Genomic DNA, 23,724 nt, shown 5'->3' with positions numbered 1-23,724 from the left:
TACCATAGGAGCACGGCGTCACTGATAACTGTTCTAATCCCCGTCTTTTTCATCCGGAAAAATATTCACGTTCCCTCATCACCACGAAAGCCTTAGAAGATTATCCATGGACAACATTTGCCAGATCCCCCCTGGAACCCCGGTTCTCGTCACCGGCGCGACGGGTTTCACCGGAACCGTGCTCACCCGCAAGCTGGTCGAGGCTGGCGCGAAGGTCAGCGCGGTGGCCAGAAGCAGTTCCAACCTTAAGCCGCTCAAGGACCTGAACGTGACCTGGTACAGGGGCGAGGTGTTCGATAAACAGATCATTGCCCAGGCCATGGCCGGGCAGGAATATGTCTTTCATGTCGCAGCCGCTTTTCGACAACCCCGTAGCTCATACCAGGATTATTGGAACGTGCATGTCGGATCCACTCAAATCCTGGCCCGCGAGGCTATGAAAAATTCCGATTTCAAACGCTTTGTCCATTTTTCCACCATCGGGGTGCATGGGCATATCGTCCATCCACCAGCCACCGAGGGCACTCCTTTCGCCCCGGACGACGAGTACCAACAGACCAAGTTGGAGGCCGAGCTGTGGCTGCAGACCCATGCCATGGAGCACGGACTGCCGTACACGGTCATCAGGCCGGCGGCTATTTACGGTCCCGGCGACCGCCGTCTGCTCAAGTTGTTTCGGATGGCCCTCAAACCCGTGTTCCCCCTCCTGGGCAAGGGCAAGTGCATGTACCATCTGGTGCATGTGGACGACCTGACCAACGTGGCCCTGATCGCGGCCACCCATCCGGACGCCTTGGGCCAGGCTTTCATTGCCGGGGCCGACGAGCCCATCGCCGTTGCCGATCTCGCCGGGATCGTGGCCAAGCACTTCGGCGGAAAGCTGAGAGTGCTCCGTCTGCCCATTGGACCCTTTTTCCTAGCCGCGGACATTTGCGAACGTATCTGCCACCCCCTGGGCATCGCCCCCCCGCTGTATCGCCGCCGGGTGGCCTTTTATTCCAAGGACAGACATTTCGACGTGGCCAAGATCAAAACCGTGCTCGGCTATACGCCCCGACACGCCAACAAGGACGGCATTCTGGAAACAGCCCGCTGGTACGCGGAGCAAGGCTGGTTGAAGGCTTGAGTTGCTTCGGCATTGACTCTTCATTCCTGGGGCATACTCCTGTTGCGGATAAGGAGGATAACGCACCATGACCAAGCACGCTCACTACGTAACTTCATCATGCCTTTTCTGGACACTGATCCTGGCGATTGTCCTGGCCTTCGGCTGCACACGAGAGGATCAGCCCGCCAATGCGAACAACACCCCGGATGCGCAGATCGACCGCATCGAGGAATTGACCGGAGCCCACACACGGGTCGTCTGGGTTCAGGATCTCGGCCAGGGCGGGAATCCCGGGGCCCAGGGCGACAACCTGCGCCTGATGGGCTTCGATTCACGGGACGGCCTGGGCCAACGGATCATCCTGGATGGACCGGCTAATTTCGCCAAGCCGTACATCACCCCGGGCGGCGACCGAGTGGTCTATACCGATCGCGCCCGGGACGCCGTGATGGTCGTCAATTGGGACGGCTCCGGACTGCGCGAAGTAGCCTCCGGCACGGGCCTGGCCGTATGGATGGATCCGTTCACCGGCCTGGAATGGCTGTACGTCGGAGTCGGACAGGACGGGAACAGGGCCCCCACCAGGCAACGGATGGAGCGGGTGCGGCTGGATGATCCCGGAATCCGGGAACTCGTCTGGGACCGAACCCCGGTCACCGAGGACCAGGTTCAGCTTTCCATCGACGGCAAGATGGCCGGAGGCACCTTTCCCTGGCCCCACGCCGGGGTGGCGCGACTGACCGAAGGGGCCTGGGACAGACTGGCCCAAGGCTGTTGGCCGTCCATCTCCCCGGACGACCAATACCTGTTCTGGGTCTTCGACGGATCGCACCGCAACCTGACCATGCAGCGATACGGCACGGAACATCGCTGGCAGGTGGCCATCAACACCGCGCCGGGCATCGACGGCTACGAGGTCTATCATCCGCGCTGGTCCAACCATCCCCGGTTTATGGTGGTCACCGGGCCCTATATCAGGGGAGGGGGCGGCAACCGGATTCGGACCGGAGGCCCGGAGGTCTCCCTGCACATCGGCCGCTTCAGCGCGGATTTCTCTACCGTGGAGGCTTGGCACCGCCTGACGGACGATACCTTGACGGACTACTACCCCGACGTCTGGGTGGCTTCGGGTTTGGAACTGATCCAGGCCCGGGATGCCGAGGCCGAATCCCAGATGAAGACGCCGTCCCATGACGCGGAACCTCACGACGGCCCGTCGGCCCCGTCGACCCCGTCACCCTCTGGAGCTCCGGAGGACGGCCTGCTTTTTCGCTGGGAAACCGCTTCGCGAGCCAGCGTCTTGTTCGATCCACGCAACGACCGATACCGCGACTCGCATCTTGAACCTCGCGGTACGGCCCGACTGACCCGCCATTTTGCCATGGACACGTCTCGGGGAGGGCACTTTGTCCTGGACCAAGCCGACGCCCTCCTCTCAGCCCTTCGGGACGCCAATCAACTGACCATTGAAGCCATGATCACGCCCTCCCTGCCCGACCAGTCCGGGCCGGCACGGATCATCACCTTTTCCTCCGGGCCCAGCGCCCGAAACGTCACGCTGGGTCAGTCCGGCGACCGGCTTGTCCTGCGCCTGCGCACGGAGAGGACCGGAGTCAACGCCGTTCCTCCGGAATTGGATTTACTGCCTCTCAAGGCCGGAGAAACGACCCACGTCGTCGTGACCTATTGGAACGGCCGGGTGACGGCGTTTGCCGACGGCCAACCGGTCTTCTCCTCGGACGCCGTTCAGGGCGGCTTCAGCACCTGGTCGCCGCAACATATGTTATTCGGAGACGAGTGGGGCGGGGGGCGACATTGGGCCGGGCAACTGGAAGGCGTGGCCATTTACAACCGGGCCTTGACGCCCGAGGAAGCGGGCCGGCGTTACTCAGAGGCCCAAGCTCGCATCGCGGATCGCACCCCCGCGCAGGCGCTGGTTGCCCGGGTGCGGCTTCTGGAAGCGCTGCCCGTACCCACGGTGGAGGCGGTGGCCCCATACCAGCGGGCCCTGTTGGTGAACCGCTACGCCGTGGAAGAGGTCTTGGAAGGTGAGACGAACACCCCGGAGATTCTCATCGCCCATTGGGTGATCATGGACGGACGGGTTCTGGATGCCGCTGCTCGGCGGGAAGGCGAAGTCTACCAACTCCACCTGGAATTCTTTGATGATCGGCCCGAACTTGAGGGCGAGAAGATTTCCATGGAAGGGCACGACTTTCTGCTGCCCTTGTACTACGATGTACAGAGTTGAGGCCCGAATGTTCCGTTCCCTCGCTCAATCACAGCGGACAACCGTTTGACCAGACCACTTCGCAACCACCTGAAACTCCTGCTCCGCGTCGTATTGAGCCTGGGCCTCCTGGGGGCTCTGGCCTACACTATCGATCTTTCCGAAATGGCCTGGTTGATGGTCGGGTTACGCTGGGAACTTTTTATGGTGCTGCTTCTTCTGGTGCTTGGCGAACGGCTGCTGAGCACCTGGAAATGGCGTGTTCTGCTGAACATCCACGGCAGCGACCTCAGCCTGTGGCAACTGTTCCGCATCCAGATGACTTCAGTCAGCTTCGGCCTGTTTCTACCATCATCAGTGGGCGTCGACGTATTGCGCATGGTGGCCATCTCCAGATGCAGCACCAAACCTGTCCAAGCCGTGGCCGCTTCGGCGGCGGACAGGGCCATATCCGTATTTATTCATCTCTTCCTGGCGGCCGCCGCAGCTCTTTTGGCAGCAGGCTCGTACCTTCCCTGGCCCATGGCCATAGTCTTTCCTCTCCTGTTTTTCGGCGCATCCGGGGTGATATTGGTTCTCGCGCACCCCATACTAAACAAGTGGGTCGCCCCACTGCTGCGTCGAACATTTGGCGACAAAATCACCGACAAGCTCAAGGAGTTCTACTCCGGCCTGCGGGCCTATCGTGATCACAAGCGAGCGCTGTTAGCCAATACCGTCATCTTTGCCTTGATGATCATCCTGCGCATCTCCATAGTTTACACCCAGGCCATGGCCCTGAACATTGACGTAAATCCATGGCTTTTGGCGATGGTACTGCCTTTGATCTTTGTGGCCTTGATGTTGCCCGTGTCCATCGGCGGACTGGGACTGCAGGAGGGTGCGTATTTCGCTTTTCTGGGGGCCATCGGCGTGGCCGGGTCCGCAGCAGTTGCCATTTCCATTTTAGAGCACGTGATCGTGCGCCTAGCCAGCCTGCCGGGATTCTATTTCTACCTGCGCGGCGGCCTGGTAGGCGGAGAAGTCACCTCTCAAAAAACCGTCTGATTACCACCACCCGCGCATCCGGCGCAACGCGAACCCATACCTGGCACGCAGTATTTCAGCCAGTGGCCTTCGCCCCTCGCCAGGCAACCGGCGCAGAAATTCTCCGCTGATCCGCACGATACGATCCGACGAGTCGCCCGGACGGTTAGTCGGACGCTCGGGCAGCACTCCCCACCAGAACCCTTCATACCCTAAAGCCTGTCCGATCCTGACGGCCTCATCTGTCCCGTCATAACGGGGAAAGGCCAGATGCTTTACGTCGACCTCCAGGCGCTGACTCAGGACCCTTTTCGATTCACGCAGATCCTGTTCCATTGTCCGAAAGGAATGAGGATTAACCGTGGCGTTGAGTGCCGCCTCCGCGCCGCACAGCGGCACGGGCTCGGGCCACCGCGGGAAGTAGCGATGCTCTAGGGAATGGGACTGGAAGTCCACGAGCCCTGACTGGCTCATGACCTTTATCTCGTCCCATGTGCAGGGGCGCAGGTCTGAACTTACGGTCAGTTCGGCAAAATCATGGAAGTGCGGGGCCACGAAGGCCACGGCGTGGCGGCCGTATTTTTCAAGTAGGGGAAAGGCCGTCGTAAACAGGTTGCGCGAGCAGTCGTCAAATGTGAGCACGACTGAGGGCTTGTCCACGCAAGCTTGCCCGGTCAGATGTGTAAGCAGGGCATCGGCGGTGATGGTGTCGTAGCCGTTTTCCGCTAAATAGACGAGATCCTTTTCGAAATCCGCGCTTTCCACCACATGGTAGCAAAATACCGGCACCGAGCTTCCGGGAGGTTTCGGGGCGCGGGCCAAGATGAAGTCCGGCAGGGAGCCTGTCAAGCCACAGCGGATTTCCGGCCAGTTCTTCTCCCAACTGTTTTGGAGTTTACCGAGCATTGCGCTCCCCTACCTGAGATTCTGAGAGAACTGCTTGGTATATGTCGAGTAGACTTTCAACATGGCTGGTCACTGAAAATTTACAAGCAAAAGCCCTGGCGCTGACGACTATTCTTGCCGCCAATATCTCATCATCCAGGAGCCGACGGATTTGGTCCACAAGGCCCGGCGCATCGTGTTCCGGGGCCAACAACCCGGTCTGCTCCTGATCAATAAGTTCCGGCAGGCCCCCAACGCGAAAGGCTGCCACGGGTCGTCCGGACGCCATGGCTTCGATGGCGCTGAAGGAAAGCCCTTCTTTCAACGACGGGATCGCCAGCACATCGATGGCTGCGAGGATGTCCGGAATGTCGGTGCGATGTCCACAGAATCTAATGGCATGGATAATGCCAAGCTCGGCTGCGAGACTTTCGCACTTCAGACGCGTCGGCCCGTCGCCGACCAGCAGGAGGATGGCCTTGGGATGTGTCGTCAACAAGCGTGGGATCTCGCTAATCAAAACCTCCTGGCCTTTTTCCGGAGAGAGTCGACCGACGACGCCCACTACCGGCGAGTCTTCGGGAATGGCGAATTTCCGACGGATTTTTTCCCGTGCTTGTAAGGAAGGGTTGGCGGCCTTGCCCAGATCAATTCCGTTGTAAAGTACAATCACCTGCTCGGAATGCAGACCGAATTCACTGCGGGCCAGCTCTCCCACTGCTTTGGAAATGGCTAGGCAGCGATCCGTCCAGCCAGCCATGCTGCGGTGCAGGAAGCGAAAGAGCGGCCCGGGAACGCTGGTGTCGTGCAGATGCATGATGAACTTGCATCCACAGATACGGCAAGCCGTTCGTCCTAGCAAAATCCCTTTCATGCCTGCAGCGTGGACCATGTTTATATCGTGCTTTTTAATCAATTTGACCAGATCAGACAATGCTCGAGGATCCCATTTGCCCCGGTCCAAGAACATTGGAAAAATTCCCCGTTCCTCCAACTTCTCAGCCACTGTGTGCCGATTTCTTAGAAAGCAAACACGCAGGTCAATACCCGCTGTCGGTAGCAAATGGAGGACGTTCAGGAAGTACGTGGTGGCACCGTGGGTCACCCCCTTGGAATACCCCAGGTGATCGCTGAGAAAGAGAAGACGAATTACTTTTTCTTTATTTTTCATCGGGAAGAGACAACCAAGCCGCATACAGGGTTGAGATAGGGCGACTGTACGACACCAAAAACTAACCATCTGCACCTAGAAAACTTAAATTCCAAGATTTTTCATCTGATCGAGGCTGATTGATATTCTCGAAGTATTGACAATTATTCAAGGAAAGCTTTCATCCATGATATTTCAAACCATTTGCCTTATTTTATTCGGCCAGGGCAAACGGTAAAAAAAGCGTTAAAACGTCCTGCCTGTCGGCCATGATTTTTCGAAAGCCGTGAAACTTCAGATGCAAAAAAACTCAACATTATTGGATTCCTTACAAGCAAACCTTCGGTAGACACTTAATTGGATTCTGATTAAATCAAAACCACTCTCAGCTTTCAATTCAGACTCAAAACCATGTCCATTCTTCTGCCTTTAGCGCGACCGTAAAAGATCACGCTCTTTTTCGAGGAGCGACACTGATTGACGGCGTGACCGTGCTCGATTTAATGACGAATCTGGTCGCGAATACTTCGCAAAATAAAATTGAGAATAAATATTTTCCTGTTGGTATTCTTTATAAACGTCTTCCAACCTAGCACTCAGCAAAGAAAAAATCATGAAATTTTCAGAAAATATCGTAAAGCATCGAGAAATTCTTTTGAATCTTGTAAAAAGAGAGCTTAAGGGTAAATACAAGGATTCCGTATTAGGTTTTTTGTGGAGTATCCTCAATCCTTTTTTTCTGGCAATCATTTATATGTTTTTTTTAAGGCTACTAGTAGGTCGTGGAGTTGCAACGGAAGATGTAATTATTGGAGTGTTTGCTTGGCAATTTACCGCACAAAGCATATCTGGAGGCATGTCAAGCATCACTGGGAATGCAACGCTAATAAAAAAAGTTTACTTCCCTCGTGTCATCCTACCTCTTTCTGTTGTTGCCGGCAATTTGATTAATTACATACTGACAATATTTGTCCAATTATTTCTATTACTTTTAATACTCTCTTGGAAAGGAAGCATGCTCGGAGTCGGCTTGTTTGCAATGCCCATAGTTGTCTTATATCAAACCGTATTCATCTTGGGCATGGTTTTGCTTGTTTCATCGGCCAATGTCTATTTCAGAGATATCCAACACCTCGTTAATTTACTCTTGACGGCTTGGTTCTTCATGACACCGGCAATTTATAACCTTACCTTTATTCAGCCTCTTCTTGATCGTTTTCCCTTTTTGGGCAATCTCTATTTTTTAAACCCAATGGCATCAATTATTACGATGTATCGGGCTCTGCTTCTGCCTGAAAGTGCTTTCTTTTGGTCTTGGGGGGTCGTCTTGGGCTTAGTTTGGCCACTCATTTTTCTCTATTTCTCGTACCGGATTTTTCAATCCACACAACGTAATTTTGCTGACTACGTCTAATTTCAACACCTTACCGCACTACTAAGCGCTTTTGCCGCAGCCTCGCTCAATTGCCAATAGTAATTCGGAAGTGTCGTGGCTAGCGTTAATTTCTCGTCATGTGAGAACCTGGAATGCATAGAACCTCTAATTTTCCCAAGTTGTTCGCAGGCTGTCTCGAACTCAAGGTTGTCCGCTATTTTTTCGTCGGCGGCGCTGCGGCCGTCGTCGACCTTTCCTTGTTCTTCATCTTCGCGTGGCTTCTGGGATTTCACTACCTGCTCGTGGGGGTCGGCGCGTTCACCGTGGCCGCTATTTTCAACTATCTTTTATCCATTCGTTATGTTTTTGTGAGTGGCGCTCGCTTTTGCGGGAGAAAGGAGTTCGCCTGGGTTTACCTGGTCAGCATATGCGGCCTGCTGCTCAACCAAATCATCCTTTACATCGGCGTAGCCGTCCTGCACCAGGACATGATGCTGGCCAAAATCGCCGCCATCGGGCTTGTCTTCGGCTGGAACTATCTGGCTCGAAAACATTTCGTTTTCAAGACCGCTTGCCCGTAGAATCCATTCTCTCCTTTTTGCTCCCGAATTTAGCTCATTGATATTTCACGAACAGTAGAAAGCGGCCACGATTTCACGGCTTCTTGGAGCTGTTCCGGTAGAACCGCCGTGGCCCCGATCTGTCCGACCACGATTCCGGCCGCGTAGTTGGCCAGGAGGCAAGCCGTCAGGGTTTCCAGCCCCGTTGCCAAAGCCAATCCCAGCACGGCGATGACCGTATCTCCGGCGCCCGTCACGTCGTAGACCTTTCTGGCGGCCGTGGGGATGTGGACGGCTTGGGAGGGGGAGCGAAACAGCAGCATCCCCCTGGCTCCCAACGTGATCAAAAGCTCTCGACTTCCAAGCTCGCGCATCAGACGTTTCCCCGCCTCGAAAACGTCGTCGCCCAAGCTGTCGTCCCCCGCGCCATCTTGACGCACAAGGCTTTCGACCCCGGCTTCCCTGGTGTTCGGCGTGAGCAGGTCGACACCGCGGTACACCGGATAATTCTTCGGTTTCGGATCGACGATAATCAGGGGCTCGTGGGCCATCGACTCACGAAACGTTCGCAACCTGTCCATGACCGGCCCGGAAACCAAGCCTTTTCCATAATCGGAAACGATCAGCACCCTGCTCTTCCCGAGCGCCTCGTCGACGCCGTGCAGGAGGTTGTCCAAGCTCTCCGTCGAGGGCAGGCAAACGGATTCGCGATCAACCCGGACGATCTGCTGCTGTTGCGCGATAATCCGGGTCTTGCGGGTCGTGGGACGTTGCCACTCTTGAATGCACTTGTCTTGGATTCCGTGTTCCCGAAACATCTCGCGCATCCGCTCACCGGAGCCGTCGCTTCCCAAAAAACCAAACAGCTGGGCTTGCCCCCCCAAGGCGGTAATGTTCTTCGCGACGTTTCCAGCTCCGCCAAGCCGATATTCCTCGCTTTCAATCCGGACGACGGGTACCGGGGCCTCCGGCGAGATCCGCTCCACGGCTCCGAATATGTACTCGTCCAGCATGACGTCGCCGACGATGACCACCGTGTTCCCGGCCAATCTATCTATGCTCGCGAGCAAGTCTTCTGGTTTGTAGGATGCGTTTACGAAGGAGGCGTTCATGGCGAGATGAAAGTAATGGTCAACATGTTAAATGTTCTCTACCGTATTTATGAGAATTCAATCATCGTTTTTTATGAAAATTCATGTCGCGTCGATCCCAAGTTTTTCCAGCAACCCAGCTAGTTCGCCCTTTGATGCGTAGCGCATGGTCATGCTGCCCTTATCTTCCGTACCGCGAAGTCTGACTCCTCGAAGACCAACCTCTCGAACGATCATCTTCTCTAACCTAGCCATCCGCTCGCTCTTTGCGCTCACTGTTCTTTCTTTTTCCTGCACAACCTGGAAACCGAAGCGCCCATGCTGTTTCCAGTAGGCGGCGTGACGTTCACACTCACGAACACTGAGGTCTGCGGCGATGATCTTGTCTCGCAGCATCATTTGACTCTCCGGATTCGTGATCCCCGCAAGTACTCGGCCGTGTCCTGCCGTGTAGAGCTTCTCTTGAATGTCTTTCTGGAGATGTTCCGGGAGTTGCAACAGGCGGAGTAAGTTCGCGATATGGGGTCGGCTGAGTCCGGTTCGTTCAGCGAGTTCGTTTTGCGTGGCTTGAAATTCGACTTGAAGCTGCTGGAGGGCTTGGGCTTGTTCCAGCGCATTGAGATCTTCTCGCTGGACGTTCTCGATCAGAGCCAGAGCCAGGCTTTCCTTGTCCCCAAGCTCCCTGATGATGGCCGGAATCTGTCGCTGCCCGGCGAGCTTGCTCGCTCTCCATCGTCGCTCCCCGGCCACCAGCTCATATTCGTCCGGGTTAACTCCAGGGCGAACAAGGATCGGTTGCAAGACGCCCTGGGCCTTGATCGATGCGGCCAGTTCTTCCAGAGATTCGGTTGAAAAGTATTTACGCGGTTGATATCGATTAGCCCTCAGGCTATCCACGTTGATCAACGTGACGTCGCGCCCGTTCTGGCTATCACTCCTCCCCGCGTCGCCCAGCAGCGCGCCGAGTCCTTTGCCCAACCCTCGTACAGCCATGAACTATCTCCTTCCACCTTGACACTGCGCATTCAAGTATCATCTCTAATGCGCGGGATCGACGCGCATCCACGAACCGACTGGAATAATTTACGAATCTTTACCTAAAACAGGAGAGAACATGCCCTTAAACAACATCATCCACACCTTTGACGCTCAAGGCAAGCCGCTAGGAGTCTTTATCCCGTTTGCCCTTTGGGAGCAACTGGACGAGAAAATACGAAACACATTGGATCGCCCCGCCTCAAAATTTCAGGGAATTAAAGAGCCCATTAGCGACTGGGAAATGCTCGTTTCATGCTGGGACTTCCCCTATCCCGTAGATATGGACGTCCATTGCCGACTCTGTGGCAATCAAACGCAGGATTGGAAACTGGATGATCCACGAAAATTTCTGCTCAAGGCGGCCAACCTCGGCGGCTTGGTTTCGTTCGAATGTTGCCAATGCCAAGCTCGGGTACGTAAAAATCACTTCAAGGACGCCATCGACGTAAGCTGTACCCCTCCGGGCATGAAATAGCCCTTCTGGACGAATTCAATCCGTACGACAATGTCAACGGCCCGACGCCCTGGCCATCAAGATGGCGACCAAGGTGTCGGGCCGTTTGTTATTCGTTTCCTCGAAAGCGAGTCTTGCCTAGCTGAAAAACAGAGGCAATACCTCAACCGCGCCCCGTGCCCCGCTTTCTTTTCTCTTCAAGTCGGCCGAAGCATTCTTCCGCAAACTTAAGATATGCCTGGGATCCTTTGGACTTGATATCATAATTGATCACTGGGAGGCCATGGCTGGGGGCTTCGGAGAGTCGGACGTTCCGAGGGATCGTCGTTGAAAAAACCAAGCCGGGAAAATGGGTGCACACCTCGCTTTCCACATCCTTGGTCAGATTGCTGCGAGGATCGTGCATGGTCAGCACCACCCCCAGCAACTCCAGCTCAGCGTTCAGTCGCTGGCGGACCAGCGTATAGGTCCGCATCAACTGGGCCATCCCCTCCAGAGCATAGAATTCGCATTGCATCGGCACGACCAGGTGACGGCTCGCGCAGAGCGCATTCACCGTCAGCAGCCCCAGCGACGGGGGACAGTCAATGATGATGAAATCATAATTTTGCTTCAGAGAATTAATCCCATCACGCAAATAAAATTCTCGATTCCTTTTTTCAACCATTTCCAACTCCGCGCCCACGAGATCTGATGTGGCAGGGAGCAGGGAAAGATATGGAAAGTTCGTCGTGTGAACGGCCTTGTGAAAATCTTGTGCTGTGAAATAGACGGAGTAAAGATCGTCGCGATCTGACTGTTTGTCCCATCCCACTCCACTGGTGGCGTTCCCCTGAGGATCGCAATCAACCAGCAGGACCGCTTTCTCCATCACCGCCAAACATGCCGCCAAGTTCACGGCGGTAGTCGTTTTCCCCACTCCACCTTTCTGATTCGCAAGCACTATAACTTCAGCCACATCATACCCACCAAAAGTTTACCCATAGTTCATTTCAGCGCGGACGCCCGACCAAATCAGAGCTTGTCCTCCCACAACCGACCGCGGGAGAAAGAACACCGGAAATGGCCGGACGTCCAAATGATTAAAGGCCGCTGAACAGCTGTGAGTGGTTGCCGGTTTTTAATATGAGCCGGTAGCCGGAGAGTTAATGTTTCACGTGAAACATTAACTCTCCGGCTTAAACGACCGATGACAGAATTCTTGAGCATCTTGAAGTGCGTCAAGAATAAGGACAGACTCTTGAATGTTCTGTTTTTTGACAACCATATGTAGTTGTCGCGTTAAGTGTAAAAAATCTTCTGCTTCTGAATGCCACGCCTCAGTCGCGTTCATGGCCATTTTCTCAGTTGCCTGCAAAAAAGAAGTAACGTCTTTGAGTGCAGGCAATTCACCAGAATCAGCGGCCTGCATAATCGCAGTAAACAAATCGAGCATTTGGGATTTGATTGCTGGAAAATTCATCGGGTGAAGAAGTGTTAGAAGTTAATTTAGCGTACGTTGTTTTTTGTCTATGGACGATTCAGTCTTAAAAAGTCAAGAGGAATAGGCAGGATAGTTGCTTGTCCGGATGATGCCATTTCTCGCATGGTTTGCAGGTAGCGCAAGGAAAGGGCTTCAGGGTTGCGCGAGATGATCTCAGCAGCTTGTGTCAACCTTTCTGCTGCTTGAAACTCACCTTCAGCGTTAATGATTTTGGCGCGACGTTCTCGTTCAGCTTCTGCCTGCTTGGCCATGGCTCGCTGCATTTCCGTAGGCAGGTCGACGTGCTTCAACTCAACACCGGAGACCTTGATGCCCCATGCGTCTGTTTGGGCATCCAGGATGGATTGAATTTGCATGTTCACTTCTTCACGCTGGGATAAAATCTGATCGAGTTCAACGGCGCCGCAGACACTGCGCAAAGTCGTTTGGGAAAGCTGAGAGGTTGCGAAAAGGAAGTCCTCAATGGCCAAAACGGATTTGGATGGTTCGATGACACGAAAGTAGATGACGGCATTGACCTTAATACTCACGTTGTCTTTGGTGATGACATCCTGATGAGGCACGTCCATGGCAACGGTACGCAGACTCGTTTTGACCATCTTGTCTAATAGAGGAATCAAAATGATCAAGCCGGGTCCCTTTGTCGCGACATACCGGCCTAATCGGAAAATGACCCCACGTTCATACTCATTAAGAATGCGAATCGCGGAGAAAAGAAAAAAAGCAACAATGAGCAGTAACGGGAGAAAAGAAGAAAAAGCACCCATGAAATCATCCTCCTGACATGTTGTGTGTTGACGTTGGGATAACGTGAAGAACAAGTCCGTCGACGTTGGAAACAGAGACAACGTCGTCGGGTTGAAGTGATAAGGGTGAGTCGCTGAGGGCAGTCCAAGATTCCCCCTGCAGGTGGACGACGCCATGGTCCTTAGACCAGTGTTTGACTTTCGCGGTCTGCCCAATCAATTGGTGTGGCCCGCTGAAGGGCTTGTTACGATGGGCTTTGGCGACCAAATACAAACAGAACCCGACAAACGCGGAAATGCCTATGGTCGTTACGATGATGCTGGGCATAGGGACTCCTCCAATCCCGTATTCAAACCGAAACAAAATCACCGACCCGAAAAAAATGGAAATCACGGCGGCCAAACTTAGGAGACCGAAGCTGGAGATCATCAATTCAAGTCCAAAAAGCATCAGGCCAAAAAGGATCAGCAAAAGGCCGGCAACATTAGTCGGCAAAATGGATAACGCGTACAACCCCAGAAGCAGGCAAAGGCCACCGAGAACGCCTGGGAAAATCGCGCCTGGGTTGGTCAGTTCGAAAAAAATCCCAGCCAATCCTCCCATGAGCAAAAAATAGGCGATTTGGGGGTCAAGTATCCAGGAAAGAATAGAATACCAAAGGCCTGGTTCAAAGTCGACAACAGCAACATCGGTAATGTTGAAATAGATTCGTTCGTTTTGCCATTCAAAGCCTCGAATGCCGATCTGCTCTATGAAGTCCGGTACACTGACCGCAACAAGGTCGACCACGCGTAACATGGCGGCTTCCGTTCCAGTCAGATTGGCGCTTTCTTTCACAGCGCTAATGTACCACTCGACGTTTCTCCCGCGACTCTGAGCTGATGCGCGTACTAAACTCAGGAAATCATTGAGTATTTTTTCAGCCATAGCCTCAGGAATATCCTCTCCTCCGACACCAACGGGCCGAGCGGAGCCGATGTTGGAATTGGGGCTCATCCCGGCAATAGCTGACGCGGCGACGAGAAAAACCCCAGCCGAGGCAGCCCGTGAACCGTCAGGACCAACCCAGATGGCCACGGGCAAGGGAGCATTCAGAATCTGTTTGACCATGTTCCTGGTAGTTTCTCCAAGACCTCCCGGCGTGTCGAGTTGAAGAACGAAGAGCTGGGCTTGTTCCTTGAATGCATGGTTTATTGCTTCATCGAGAAGATCTTGTTGAGCGGGATTGATGGAACCCTGAATCTTCAGAACATGGACTGGAAAACGATCATTGGCCGAAACAGGAGCGGCAAGAAACAGAATAAACGATACTAAGATTACGTAGAATAAGAGCGCATGTCTCATAAGGGTCTCGCTTAGGTAAGAAATCGTCGTTAAATGCTAATATGAGAGTAAATATAAGAATTCAGGAGTTCAAGTGTCGGATGATCTCCCAAGCAGCTTTTTTAACAGGCTTATTATCGGGTAGCATGTCATCAAGACTTGGGAGGAGAACATACTTGGGTAAAGCTGAGTTGGTGGGCCTATGAAGCACGGAATGTAAACGGTCGGGAAATAAAGACTCGACGCAACCGCCGAAATCAAGGATGTATTTCGGACTGAAGTCTGTAATTACGCGGAGAAAGGCCACCTCTAAATCCTCATGGGGAACAGGAGTGGAAGCGTACACGGCCGGAGGCCAAAAAGCCACATCTTCAAGGGACCAGGGCATAGCTTTGTCGATGATTGCGTGAAGTAAACGTATACGGGATTCGTTGGGCAATCCTCGAAAGTCATGGTCCAAATTTATATAGGTTATGAACGCGGTGATGGGAGGGCTGAGCTTTCGCCTGTAGAACATGAGAGGTTCAGGATAAGGATGGTCTGGGTCGATGCTCCAGGATAATACTGGTTGAGGCGATATAAATGAAGTATAGCAAGAGTTTACATCGACCAGTGCGGAAGCGATGCGCGGCGTTCGGAACACGAATCGCAAACCGATTTCTTGCCAAAGCCGGGTTCGCTCGTCCATGGTCGATCAGGCCGAATGGTCAAGAAACCATTCAATGATGCGCATCGCGACTTCAGTTTTCGCCAAGAGAGGCCAGGACTCTCTTCGGCCGCAACGGCTGATGAGGTGAACCTGATTCGTAGAGGTCCCGAATCCGCTGCCTGGATGAGTAACGGAATTGGCCACGATCAGGTCGAGGTGTTTCTCATGAAGTTTATCTTGGGCGTGACGAAGGATGTCATCCGTCTCCGCAGCGAAGCCGATTATGTACTGGGAGGGCTTGCGAGCTCTCCCGATGTCCGCCAAGATGTCGGGATTCTGTTCGAGTTCTAAGGTGATACGCTCGCCCAGAGAGGTTTTTTTTGCTTTGTTTTTTTGCACGGCGACGGGACGATAATCGCAAACAGCCGCGGTCAAGCAAATGATGTCCATTCCAGCCGCGAGATCGAGACATGCTTGGTGCATTTCTTTGGCGGAGGTTACGTCAACCGTTGGAAGAAAGCGAGGCAACCAGAGATATGGGGTCGGCCCCCTAACTACCGAGACTTCGGCGCCGTGCAGCCAGGCGGCCAATGCGATGGATGCGCCCATTGTCCCGGAGGAGTCGTTTGTAACTACTCGGACCGGATCCCAATATTCACGAGTCGGCCCCAGGTTGACGAGGAACCTCTGTCCGGCGAGTTCCTGGGGGAGCAGGCCCTTGAGGGCATATAAGAAAATCTCCTCAACTTCGGCCAAACGCCCTTCCCCGGTTTCACCGCACGCCATCAACCCCGTATCCGGAGGAACAATTCCGATCCCCCGTTCCTTCAGCTTGGATACATTGCTCTGAACGGCCAGGGAAGTCCAAATCCGAGGATTCATAGCCGGAGCGTGAATGATGGGGCCTTTGAAGGAGAACAGTTGCGAGCTGAGCAGATCGTCTCCGATCCCGCCCGTATGTTTTGCCAAGGTATTAGCCGTGGATGGTGCGATGAGAAACAGATGGGCATTCTGAGCCGGCTCAAGGTGGGCGTACTCGGCTTGATTCGAATCAAAAAGTCCTTCATAGACCGGTCCCGAAGTCAAGGACCGAAACTGCAAGGGCCTGACGAACTCCTGGGCCGCAGCGGTTAAAGTAACCCCGACCTGGATATCGGCGCGCTGAAGGCGACGCATGACGTCCACGGCTCGAAAAGCGGAGACGCTACCGGTGACGCCCAGTTGCAGGCGTTTTCCAGAAAAGCCGATGAAATCGGTGTGGGGATGGGTCATTGGATCAGCGTGCGTTCCTGGCGTAAAGTCGACGCGGGTGCGCTGGAAGGCGCTTTGGGGGCGATCCATATTTCCATCTGCGTGGAAAAGCGTCCGTCATGAATGTTGATTATGCAGTCCCGATCCGGCTTGGTGAAAACCATGATGGTTCGTTGATATCGGAACGCACTGCTCATGTGCCATCCGTCCTTGAGCATGTTGTTGGTAAAAAAGGTCGTCAGGGAAACCGGATCGATACGCCCCTTGAAAACGAGCATCCCGGCCTTTACTCCCGGGGTTTCCAGGACGAAAGAAGAACGCGGGACCAGCTTCATGTCCCGAGGTACGAGGATGTCATCGAAATCATAATAATAATTTGCCGGACCGGACGGAGTGACGGTTGGATCAGTGGGATCGCCGTTCCCACCGTGCTGCTTGGAAGCGCAGGAAGCGACAAAGAGCAAGAGACAAGCAAGTAGTATGCGGGTGGCGGTGTTCATTGTGATCTCCTTAAAAGTGTTGATCGAGTGAGGTTGACGTGCCTAAAGCAAAGAATGGATCGACGACAAAAGAAGTTAGTTTTCCGAAAATAGCGACTCCCCCAAAAGCCTACATTATTTGAAATGTGCTCGGTGCGCGGGGAGCGCTTCTTGCGCTTCAATAGCTGATTCTCTTTTGTTTTTCATCGTAGACCAAGTAAACCTGGGACTCAAGAGCTAATGACTCATGAACTGAAATCCAAAGACATCCCATCGAGGTTTTGCCTCGATGCATACGACTACCACCTACCGGAGACGTTGATCGCCCAAAATCCGCCACAAACCCGCGATGGATCGCGTCTTTTGATCACGGGAAAGGGCGATGACTCTCCGGAGGTGGGTGTATTCGAAGATATCCTGGACCACCTTCCGCGACGTTCACTGATCGTGGTCAATAATTCCCGCGTAGTACCGGGACGGCTTCGAACAGTGGGGGAACATGGAGGCGGCATGGAAATGCTCCTCCTGACGCCGCTCAATCTTTTGCGACGCGCCCAACGGACCGAGAGACGGAAATCCATGGTGGCGAGCGACGTGCTGCTTCGCCCGGCTAAAAAAGCCAAGGTCGGCAAAGTGTTTCAATTCAGCGAAATTCAGGCAAGAGTATTGGAAAAAGGTGAATTCGGGCAAACCAAAGTCGAATTGAGCTGGCCGTCCGAGCTGGTCCTGGAAAAAATTCTCCGAACTTCCGGAGAAATCCCTCTCCCCCCCTACATTCGCCGCCCATCGGACCAACGAGACCTGGAGCGATACCAAACCGTCTACGCCGACGAACAGGAAGCCGGTTCCATCGCGGCTCCGACGGCCGGGCTGCACTTCACTCCGTTGTTGCGCGACAAGCTGATCCAGGCCGGGCATGAGTGGGCCGAAGTGACGCTCTATGTCGGATACGGCACGTTCAGCCCGATCCGCTGCGACGATATCCGTGACCACCGGATGCACGGCGAATACGTGAAAATCACCCAAGGCGTCGCGGAGGCGGTCCGTCGGGCTAAACAGGAAGGCCGGGCGGTCGTCGCCGTGGGAACCACGAGCATGCGCACCCTGGAGGGCGTCGCCGCCATCCAGGGCGGGGTGGAACCGTTTGAGGGTTGGTTGGACACGTACATCTGCCCGGGGTTCACGTTTCAGGTTGTGGACGGGTTGATCACCAACTTCCATCTTCCGAAATCCAGTTTACTGGTATTGGTCAGCGCCTTTGCCGGTCGAGAACGAATTTTGGCCGCCTACCGAAGGGCCGTAGCCGAAGGGTTTCGTTTTTTTTCATACGGTGACGCGATGTTCATTCGTCCATGATGTTTCGCGGACGGCGACTTTGTCGAAAACGACGAAAATTGGACCGCAAGCCGAAAATGCGGTGAAGAAAGTTTTCAAGGCGACTTTTCAATCCGCTTCGGTTCGCGTAAATGCTGGAAAGCCGTCTCTACCGACGGAATATGTTCAGAGGTCCGACCTGGAGGAAAAATGATGCGACCAGTTGAGTTTCGGGAAGACCGGTGCAAGGGCTGCGCTCTGTGCATGACGGTTTGTCCCAAGGAAATCATCACCATGTCCTCGCGATTCAACACGTCCGGTTACAAGGTCGTGGAGGTGCGCGACGAGGTGGTGGAAGAGTGTACGAGCTGCGCGGCGTGTGCGCTGATCTGTCCGGACTATGCCGTATCCGTATGGCGCAAACCGGCAAAAGCAAAGAAAGGAGAGACTGCAGATGTCCACGCCGGGTGAACGAGTCTTGATCAAAGGCAACGAGGCCATTTGTCGCGGCGCCGTGGATGCCGGATGTCAGTGTTTTTTCGGCTATCCCATCACGCCGCAGAACGATATCCCGGAATACATGTCCAAGGTCATGCCCAACCTCGGGCGCGTGTTCGTGCAGGCGGAAAGCGAAGTGGCCGCGGCCAATATGCTCTTGGGCGCGGCGGCCTGCGGGGTGAGGGCCATGACCTCGTCGTCGAGCCCCGGAATCTCGCTGAAGCAGGAGGCCATCTCCTACATGGGCGGCACGGAGCTGCCCGCCGTGATCGTGAACATCAGCCGCGGCGGACCTGGATTGGGCGATATAGGTCCGTCCCAGGGCGATTATTATCAAGCCGTCAAAGGCGGTGGGCACGGGGACTACCGACAGCTCGTCCTGGCGCCCGGCACGGTGCAGGAGGCTTACGATCTGATCGGCAAGGCCTTTGATTTGGCCTTTACCTACCGCAATCCCGTGATGCTTCTCGGCGACGCCATCATCGGTCAAATGATGGAGCCCGTTACGCTGGGTAACCCCAAAGATACGGGAAACAAGAGCCCGGATCTGGGGTGGAACCTGACTGGCAAGGGGCAACGCGACCCTCGACTGCTGAAGTCGTTGCACCTGACCGACGGTGCATTGGCCGGACATAACCTGCACCTGCGAGACAAGTACGCCTCCATGGAAAAAGACGTACTTTTCGAAAACTTCCTCGTGGACGACGCAGAGTTGATCGTGGTCGCCTTCGGCTCCATCGGTCGCATTGCCAAAAGCACTATCCGCAAATTGCGGGCGTCCGGCAAAAAAGTCGGCCTGCATCGACCCATCACCTTGTTTCCATTTCCCAGCCGGGAATTGGACAAGCTGGCCGCAGTGGGCAAGCGGTTCCTGACCATCGAACACAATTTGGGGCAAATGGTGGACGATGTCCGTCTGGCCGTCAGAAAGCACGCGGATTCGGATTTTTACGGCCATATGCCCGGCAATCTGCCGACCCCGGAAGACTTTGAACAACCCATCCTTGCGGCATTGGGGGTGAACTCATGAAAAACGGTAAGGCGGCCTTCACCTTGCCCGGCGTACTGGCGGACGTTCCGACCCACTACTGTCCGGGCTGTCAACACGGCGTGGCCCAACGCCTGGTCGCGGAGTGCCTGGACGAGCTGGCGCTGTCCGAAAAAGCCATCTGCATCGGCTCCATCGGATGTTCGGTGTTCATCTACAACTACCTGAAAGTGGACTGTGTAGAAGCGCCCCATGGACGCGCCCCGGCCGTGGCCACCGGCGTCAAGCGCGCCCGACCCGAGGCGGCGGTGTTCACCTATCAGGGCGACGGGGACCTTGCCTCCATCGGCATGGCCGAAACCATGCACTGCGCCAACCGCGGAGAACGGGTGACCATCATCTTCGTGAACAATACGGTATACGGCATGACCGGAGGCCAGATGGCCCCCACAACCATGGTCGGCCAACGGACCACCACCTGTCCCGGCGGACGGTGCGCGGACAACGAGGGCGAGCCGATCAAGATGACCGAAATCATCGCTTCTTTAGGCGGGACCGCCTACGCGGCTCGGGTGGCCGTGGACTCGGTCAAAAACGTTCGGGCGGCAAAAAAGGCCGTGCGCAAGGCTTTTGAAGCGCCCCAGAACAACCTTGGCCTGGGGTTCGTGGAAATCCTGGCCACCTGCCCCACCAACTGGAAAATGACCCCGGTGCAGGCCAACAAGCGCATTGCCGAGGAACTCATCCCCTACTTCCCTTTGGGAACGTACAAGGATCTCATGTGGGAGCAAACCGCTGAAGGTACGGAGGTGGAAGGATGAGCGGATATCAAGACGTCATCGTGGCCGGATTCGGCGGTCAAGGGGTCATGTTGATCGGAACGCTTCTGGCCTACGCGGCCATGGAAGACGGGCTCAACGTGACCTACCTGCCGGTCTATGGACCGGAAATGCGCGGCGGCACGGCGAACTGCACCGTGGTCGTCTCCAAGGAGGACATCGGCTCGCCGATCATTCATCGGCCCAAGTCGTTGATCGCCATGAACCGCCCGTCGCTGGACAAGTTTCAGCCCCGGGTCCAGGACAAAGGCATCGTTGTGGTCAACTCCTCCCTGGTGGACATGGGGCTTGCCGACACGGCGCGGGTCCGGGCCGTGGGCGTACCGGCCAACGAGATCGCGGATGGTCTCGGCAATACCAAGATGGCCAACATGGTGGCCATCGGTGCGTACGTTCAACTGACCGGCGTCGTGCCGCTGGACGTGCTCAAAGCCAGTCTGAAGAAGGTCATTTCCCCGAACTACGCGAAAATGATTCCCGCCAACGAACAGGCGATTCAGGCCGGGGCCGACGCGGTCAAGGGCTGACGGTTCGTTGAAAAACTCCCAACTGCTGGATATTGGTTTTCTACCTTCAGGAGGGGCGGGTTTCAAACCCGCCCCTACTTCTCCGCCATGATTGCAATCAAGCCGATCTTCATCCCTGAGCGACTCTACGGAATTATCGGGCATCCGTTGGGGCACAGCTTGAGCCCGCTGCTCCACAACTGGGGCTTCCAACACTACAATTTGGGGGCTGTTTATTGTCGATGGCCGATGCCGACCGACAGGCTGCCGGAATTCGTCGCGGCCCTACGGTCTTTACCGATCCATGGGGCCAGCGTGACCATCCCTCATAAGCGCGCGATCATGCCGTACCTGGACGGACTGACCGCCGACGCGATGCGCGCCGGAGCCGTGAATACGTTGTTCTGGCGCGACGGGGAACTCTGGGGGGACAACACGGATGTCCAGGGCTTCCTGGAACCATTGACGGCCATGCGGAGCCGGATCAGGACGGCGCTGATCCTTGGCGTCGGGGGGGTGTCCAGAGCCGCGGTCTGGGGTTTGAAACGGATCGGCGTTAAACGCGTCACGGTTTGCGGACGGAGTCCGGAAAAGACCAAAGCCCTGGCCCGAGAGGCGGGCTGCGAAGGGCTTCCCTGGGAAGAACGCGGGCAATGGAGCGCAGACCTGCTAGTCAACGCCACTCCGTTGGGCATGTCCGGCAAGTTTGAGGAAATGAGCCCTTGGCCCGGCAAAATGTCCAATATTCGCATCGCCTACGACCTGATCTACAATCCACGTGAGACCTGTTTTCTCCGCCAAGCCAAGGAAAGCGGGATTCCGTTCCTCGGCGGGCTGGAGATGTTCATCGCCCAGGCCCAGGGACAGTTTCGGCTCTGGACCAAAAAAGAACTCCCGAACGAACCCGTTCGGGAGTTGCTTTCATCCGCTCTTGGCGAGGTCGGATAGTATCGAGCCAATCGGCTCGCCCCGCGTTACTGTGTAACGTAAATCTTGAGGTTGTCACCAGGGCGGATCAGCCCGTTGCTCGGCAGCTTGTTCCATGCGACCAGGTTGTTGGTTGTCACGCCATAACGCTGGGCTATGCGCCACAAGGTGTCGCCGCTGCGGACACGGTACTGGACAACATTGGTCGTGGACGACGCCGTCCGAGTTCCTGAGCGGTCGATCTGGGGAATGTACAGTCGCTGTCCGACGCGCAATGTGGAGCCGGTCGTTATGCCGTTAGCCTGGGCCAGGGTTTGAACCGTAACCCCGTGTCGCCTGGACAGGCTCCACAACGTATCTCCCGACTGGACCACATGGTTGGCGCGCTGGCTGGCCCGTTGCTGGGTCGCGGAGGCTCCGCCGGTTTGCTGAGCAGCGGCCACTGCTGCTGGGGATGCGGGAACCATCACGGATTCGCCGATGCGTAGCGTGTTGCTGGTTCTGTTGTTGATGCGCTTCAGGACGTTGATGGGCGTGTCGAAACGGGAGGATAGGGCGTACCAGGAGTCGCCACGGCGGACTTGGTAGCGCTGAAAGCCTGAAAACGGAGCCGCGGCGGGCTTTTTCAGGTAGGCCTGCACGGTTGCCTGTTTGTCTTCGGGGACGAAGATGGTCAGATTCATGCCCGGAGGGCTCACTTGACGTCGAAATGCGGGATTAAGTTGGCGAAATGCGTCCCAGTCCATGCCGCAGGAATTGGCCAGAGCTACGAGATCCGTTCCGCCTTTAATCTCGATTTCCGCCAGTTTTGGGGTGTTGCCCCAGTCAATGGGATCAAAGCCCAGTTCCTCAAGATTCTGGATAATTTTCAATATGGCCATGAACTTGGGTACGTAGTGCCGTGTTTCCAGAGCCAGAAGGTTGTTAATGGCGGCCAGGTCGAAGTAGTTGTCCGTTCCGCTGCGCTGCATGGCTCTGGAAATACGCCCTTCCCCAGCGTTGTAGGCGGCCAGGGCCAGATTCCAGTCCCCAAACATGTCGTACAGTCGGGAGAGGTAAGCGGCGGCGCCATGGGTGGACATCCGGGGGTCGCGGCGTTGATCGAGCCACCAATCAAAGGTCATTCCGAAGGATTGACCAGTCCTGGGCATGAATTGCCACATGCCGCCGGCACCGGCACGGGAATAGGCCATGGGGTTGTAGCCGCTTTCCAGGAACGGAAGATAGATCAAGTCATGAGGCAGACCGTATTCGGCGAAAATGTCGCGTACCTCTGGGAGAAACTGTTCGGATCGCTTCAGCCACATTTCGAAACGCTCACGACCCTCATGAGTGAAATAGCGGAAAAAGCGTTCTACTTCCCTGGTCTCCTGAATATCCAGGACAAATTCGAACTCCAAAGGCGATTCCAAAGCTTTTTTCTCTGCGTCCGTCAGCGGGGAGTCGGTATCCACGTCGATTCGTCCGTAGGCATCCAGAGGAGGGTCGAGGAGTGAAAGGTGTTCTTCCCCATCGAGCAAAATCGATGCGCCGGGTTGTCCTTCGGCGGCTATTCGAGCATCTTTGCCCCCGTCGGGCAGAGCTGTATGGGAAGACGGTTTCTGATGGGCCGCGCAGGCGGACAGTAGCAATAACGTCATCAAAACGAGAAAAGACAATCGGATGTTCATGTGGTCTCCATGGGCATGGGGCTCATGAGGGGATACGGGTGAGCGATCTCATTGATATTTCGAGAAGATTTGTTGACCGAGTTGTTAACTCCGTGGTCGTTTAACGAAAAACATACTGAAATGCAAGATAAAA

At 55.2% G+C, this 23,724-nt stretch carries 23 protein-coding genes; 12 read left to right on the top strand and 11 right to left on the bottom strand.

What is annotated here, in order from left to right; all coding sequences use genetic code 11:
* The first annotated feature begins 106 nt into the window (after positions 1 to 106).
* From GY33_RS0109125 to GY33_RS0109115, 3 genes are all read left to right on the top strand, one after another.
* A complete protein-coding gene (locus tag GY33_RS0109125; protein WP_031387040.1) occupies positions 107 to 1,126 on the top strand; it encodes an NAD-dependent epimerase/dehydratase family protein in 1,020 nt (339 codons plus the stop codon).
* Positions 1,127 to 1,193: 67 nt separating this feature from the next.
* Positions 1,194 to 3,359, top strand: coding sequence for a LamG domain-containing protein (locus GY33_RS0109120; RefSeq protein WP_031387039.1), 2,166 nt, complete (start codon positions 1,194 to 1,196; stop codon positions 3,357 to 3,359).
* Positions 3,360 to 3,404: 45 nt separating this feature from the next.
* Entirely contained in the window at positions 3,405 to 4,385 is a 981-nt protein-coding gene (locus GY33_RS0109115) for a lysylphosphatidylglycerol synthase transmembrane domain-containing protein (protein ID WP_031387038.1), read from the top strand.
* Here the strand turns inward: GY33_RS0109115 and GY33_RS0109110 are convergent, their stop codons facing one another.
* Both GY33_RS0109110 and GY33_RS0109105 read right to left on the bottom strand, forming a co-directional pair.
* Positions 4,386 to 5,270: a polysaccharide deacetylase family protein gene (locus GY33_RS0109110; RefSeq protein ID WP_031387037.1), complete on the bottom strand. Its 885-nt coding sequence runs from the start codon at positions 5,268 to 5,270 to the stop codon at positions 4,386 to 4,388.
* Positions 5,260 to 6,420, bottom strand: a complete 1,161-nt coding sequence (locus GY33_RS0109105) for a glycosyltransferase family 4 protein (RefSeq protein ID WP_031387036.1) — start codon at positions 6,418 to 6,420, stop codon at positions 5,260 to 5,262. The genes GY33_RS0109110 and GY33_RS0109105 overlap by 11 nt, the downstream gene beginning before the upstream one ends.
* Positions 6,421 to 7,012: 592 nt before the next feature.
* Here GY33_RS0109105 and GY33_RS0109095 point away from each other — a divergent pair.
* Entirely contained in the window at positions 7,013 to 7,813 is an 801-nt protein-coding gene (locus tag GY33_RS0109095) for an ABC transporter permease (protein WP_031387035.1), read from the top strand.
* Positions 7,814 to 7,926: 113 nt separating this feature from the next.
* Positions 7,927 to 8,355, top strand: coding sequence for a GtrA family protein (locus GY33_RS0109090; RefSeq protein ID WP_084185000.1), 429 nt, complete (start codon positions 7,927 to 7,929; stop codon positions 8,353 to 8,355).
* 29 nt (positions 8,356 to 8,384) lie between these two features.
* On the opposite strand, the gene GY33_RS0109085 is transcribed toward GY33_RS0109090, so the two are convergent.
* Both GY33_RS0109085 and GY33_RS0109080 read right to left on the bottom strand, forming a co-directional pair.
* Complete coding sequence (locus GY33_RS0109085) at positions 8,385 to 9,404, bottom strand: bifunctional heptose 7-phosphate kinase/heptose 1-phosphate adenyltransferase (RefSeq protein WP_031387033.1); 1,020 nt, start codon at positions 9,402 to 9,404, stop codon at positions 8,385 to 8,387.
* Between the two features lie 123 nt (positions 9,405 to 9,527).
* A complete protein-coding gene (locus tag GY33_RS0109080) occupies positions 9,528 to 10,418 on the bottom strand; it encodes a ParB/RepB/Spo0J family partition protein (RefSeq protein ID WP_031387032.1) in 891 nt (296 codons plus the stop codon).
* 121 nt (positions 10,419 to 10,539) lie between these two features.
* Between GY33_RS0109080 and GY33_RS0109075 the strand changes: the two genes are divergently transcribed.
* On the top strand, positions 10,540 to 10,938 hold the full coding sequence (locus GY33_RS0109075; protein WP_031387031.1) for a hypothetical protein: 399 nt from the start codon (positions 10,540 to 10,542) through the stop codon (positions 10,936 to 10,938).
* 142 nt (positions 10,939 to 11,080) lie between these two features.
* Here the strand turns inward: GY33_RS0109075 and GY33_RS0109070 are convergent, their stop codons facing one another.
* The 6 genes from GY33_RS0109070 to GY33_RS0109040 form a co-directional block, all read right to left on the bottom strand.
* A complete protein-coding gene (locus tag GY33_RS0109070) occupies positions 11,081 to 11,875 on the bottom strand; it encodes a ParA family protein (RefSeq protein ID WP_031387030.1) in 795 nt (264 codons plus the stop codon).
* Between the two features lie 207 nt (positions 11,876 to 12,082).
* A complete protein-coding gene (locus tag GY33_RS19115) occupies positions 12,083 to 12,379 on the bottom strand; it encodes a GAK system XXXCH domain-containing protein (protein WP_035271700.1) in 297 nt (98 codons plus the stop codon).
* Between the two features lie 47 nt (positions 12,380 to 12,426).
* Positions 12,427 to 13,167 (bottom strand): slipin family protein, encoded by a 741-nt coding sequence (locus tag GY33_RS0109060; RefSeq protein ID WP_031387029.1) that lies wholly within the window; start codon positions 13,165 to 13,167, stop codon positions 12,427 to 12,429.
* Positions 13,168 to 13,171: 4 nt separating this feature from the next.
* On the bottom strand, positions 13,172 to 14,491 hold the full coding sequence (locus GY33_RS0109055) for an NfeD family protein (RefSeq protein ID WP_035271698.1): 1,320 nt from the start codon (positions 14,489 to 14,491) through the stop codon (positions 13,172 to 13,174).
* A gap of 673 nt (positions 14,492 to 15,164) precedes the next feature.
* Entirely contained in the window at positions 15,165 to 16,391 is a 1,227-nt protein-coding gene (coaBC, locus tag GY33_RS0109045; protein ID WP_031387026.1) for a bifunctional phosphopantothenoylcysteine decarboxylase/phosphopantothenate--cysteine ligase CoaBC, read from the bottom strand.
* Entirely contained in the window at positions 16,388 to 16,870 is a 483-nt protein-coding gene (locus tag GY33_RS0109040; RefSeq protein WP_051822459.1) for a hypothetical protein, read from the bottom strand. Before GY33_RS0109040 ends, coaBC begins: the two co-directional genes overlap by 4 nt.
* 231 nt (positions 16,871 to 17,101) lie before the next feature.
* On the opposite strand from GY33_RS0109040, the gene queA reads away from it, so the two are divergent.
* The 6 genes from queA (at position 17,102) to aroE (ending at position 21,942) form a co-directional block, all read left to right on the top strand.
* Complete coding sequence (gene queA / locus GY33_RS0109035; protein ID WP_407637384.1) at positions 17,102 to 18,205, top strand: tRNA preQ1(34) S-adenosylmethionine ribosyltransferase-isomerase QueA; 1,104 nt, start codon at positions 17,102 to 17,104, stop codon at positions 18,203 to 18,205.
* Positions 18,206 to 18,373: 168 nt separating this feature from the next.
* A complete protein-coding gene (locus GY33_RS0109030; protein WP_407637381.1) occupies positions 18,374 to 18,634 on the top strand; it encodes a 4Fe-4S dicluster domain-containing protein in 261 nt (86 codons plus the stop codon).
* Positions 18,618 to 19,691 carry a 3-methyl-2-oxobutanoate dehydrogenase subunit VorB gene (locus tag GY33_RS0109025; RefSeq protein ID WP_031387022.1) on the top strand — a complete coding sequence of 358 codons (1,074 nt, stop codon included), beginning with the start codon at positions 18,618 to 18,620 and terminating at the stop codon, positions 19,689 to 19,691. Before GY33_RS0109030 ends, GY33_RS0109025 begins: the two co-directional genes overlap by 17 nt.
* On the top strand, positions 19,688 to 20,470 hold the full coding sequence (locus tag GY33_RS0109020; RefSeq protein WP_031387021.1) for a thiamine pyrophosphate-dependent enzyme: 783 nt from the start codon (positions 19,688 to 19,690) through the stop codon (positions 20,468 to 20,470). The genes GY33_RS0109025 and GY33_RS0109020 overlap by 4 nt, the downstream gene beginning before the upstream one ends.
* Positions 20,467 to 21,015, top strand: a complete 549-nt coding sequence (locus GY33_RS0109015) for a 2-oxoacid:acceptor oxidoreductase family protein (RefSeq protein ID WP_031387020.1) — start codon at positions 20,467 to 20,469, stop codon at positions 21,013 to 21,015. Before GY33_RS0109020 ends, GY33_RS0109015 begins: the two co-directional genes overlap by 4 nt.
* Positions 21,016 to 21,102: 87 nt before the next feature.
* Complete coding sequence (aroE, locus tag GY33_RS0109010; RefSeq protein ID WP_031387019.1) at positions 21,103 to 21,942, top strand: shikimate dehydrogenase; 840 nt, start codon at positions 21,103 to 21,105, stop codon at positions 21,940 to 21,942.
* 26 nt (positions 21,943 to 21,968) lie between these two features.
* Here aroE and GY33_RS0109005 read toward each other — a convergent pair whose 3' ends face one another.
* On the bottom strand, positions 21,969 to 23,591 hold the full coding sequence (locus tag GY33_RS0109005; protein ID WP_235185497.1) for a lytic transglycosylase domain-containing protein: 1,623 nt from the start codon (positions 23,589 to 23,591) through the stop codon (positions 21,969 to 21,971).
* Positions 23,592 to 23,724 lie beyond the last annotated feature (133 nt).

It is taken from the genome of Desulfonatronum thiodismutans, from assembly GCF_000717475.1.
GTDB classification, from domain to species: Bacteria; Desulfobacterota; Desulfovibrionia; order Desulfovibrionales; family Desulfonatronaceae; genus Desulfonatronum; species Desulfonatronum thiodismutans.
The sequence above is the reverse complement of the archived record's forward strand: the minus strand, read 5'-3'. Positions and strand labels throughout refer to the sequence as shown.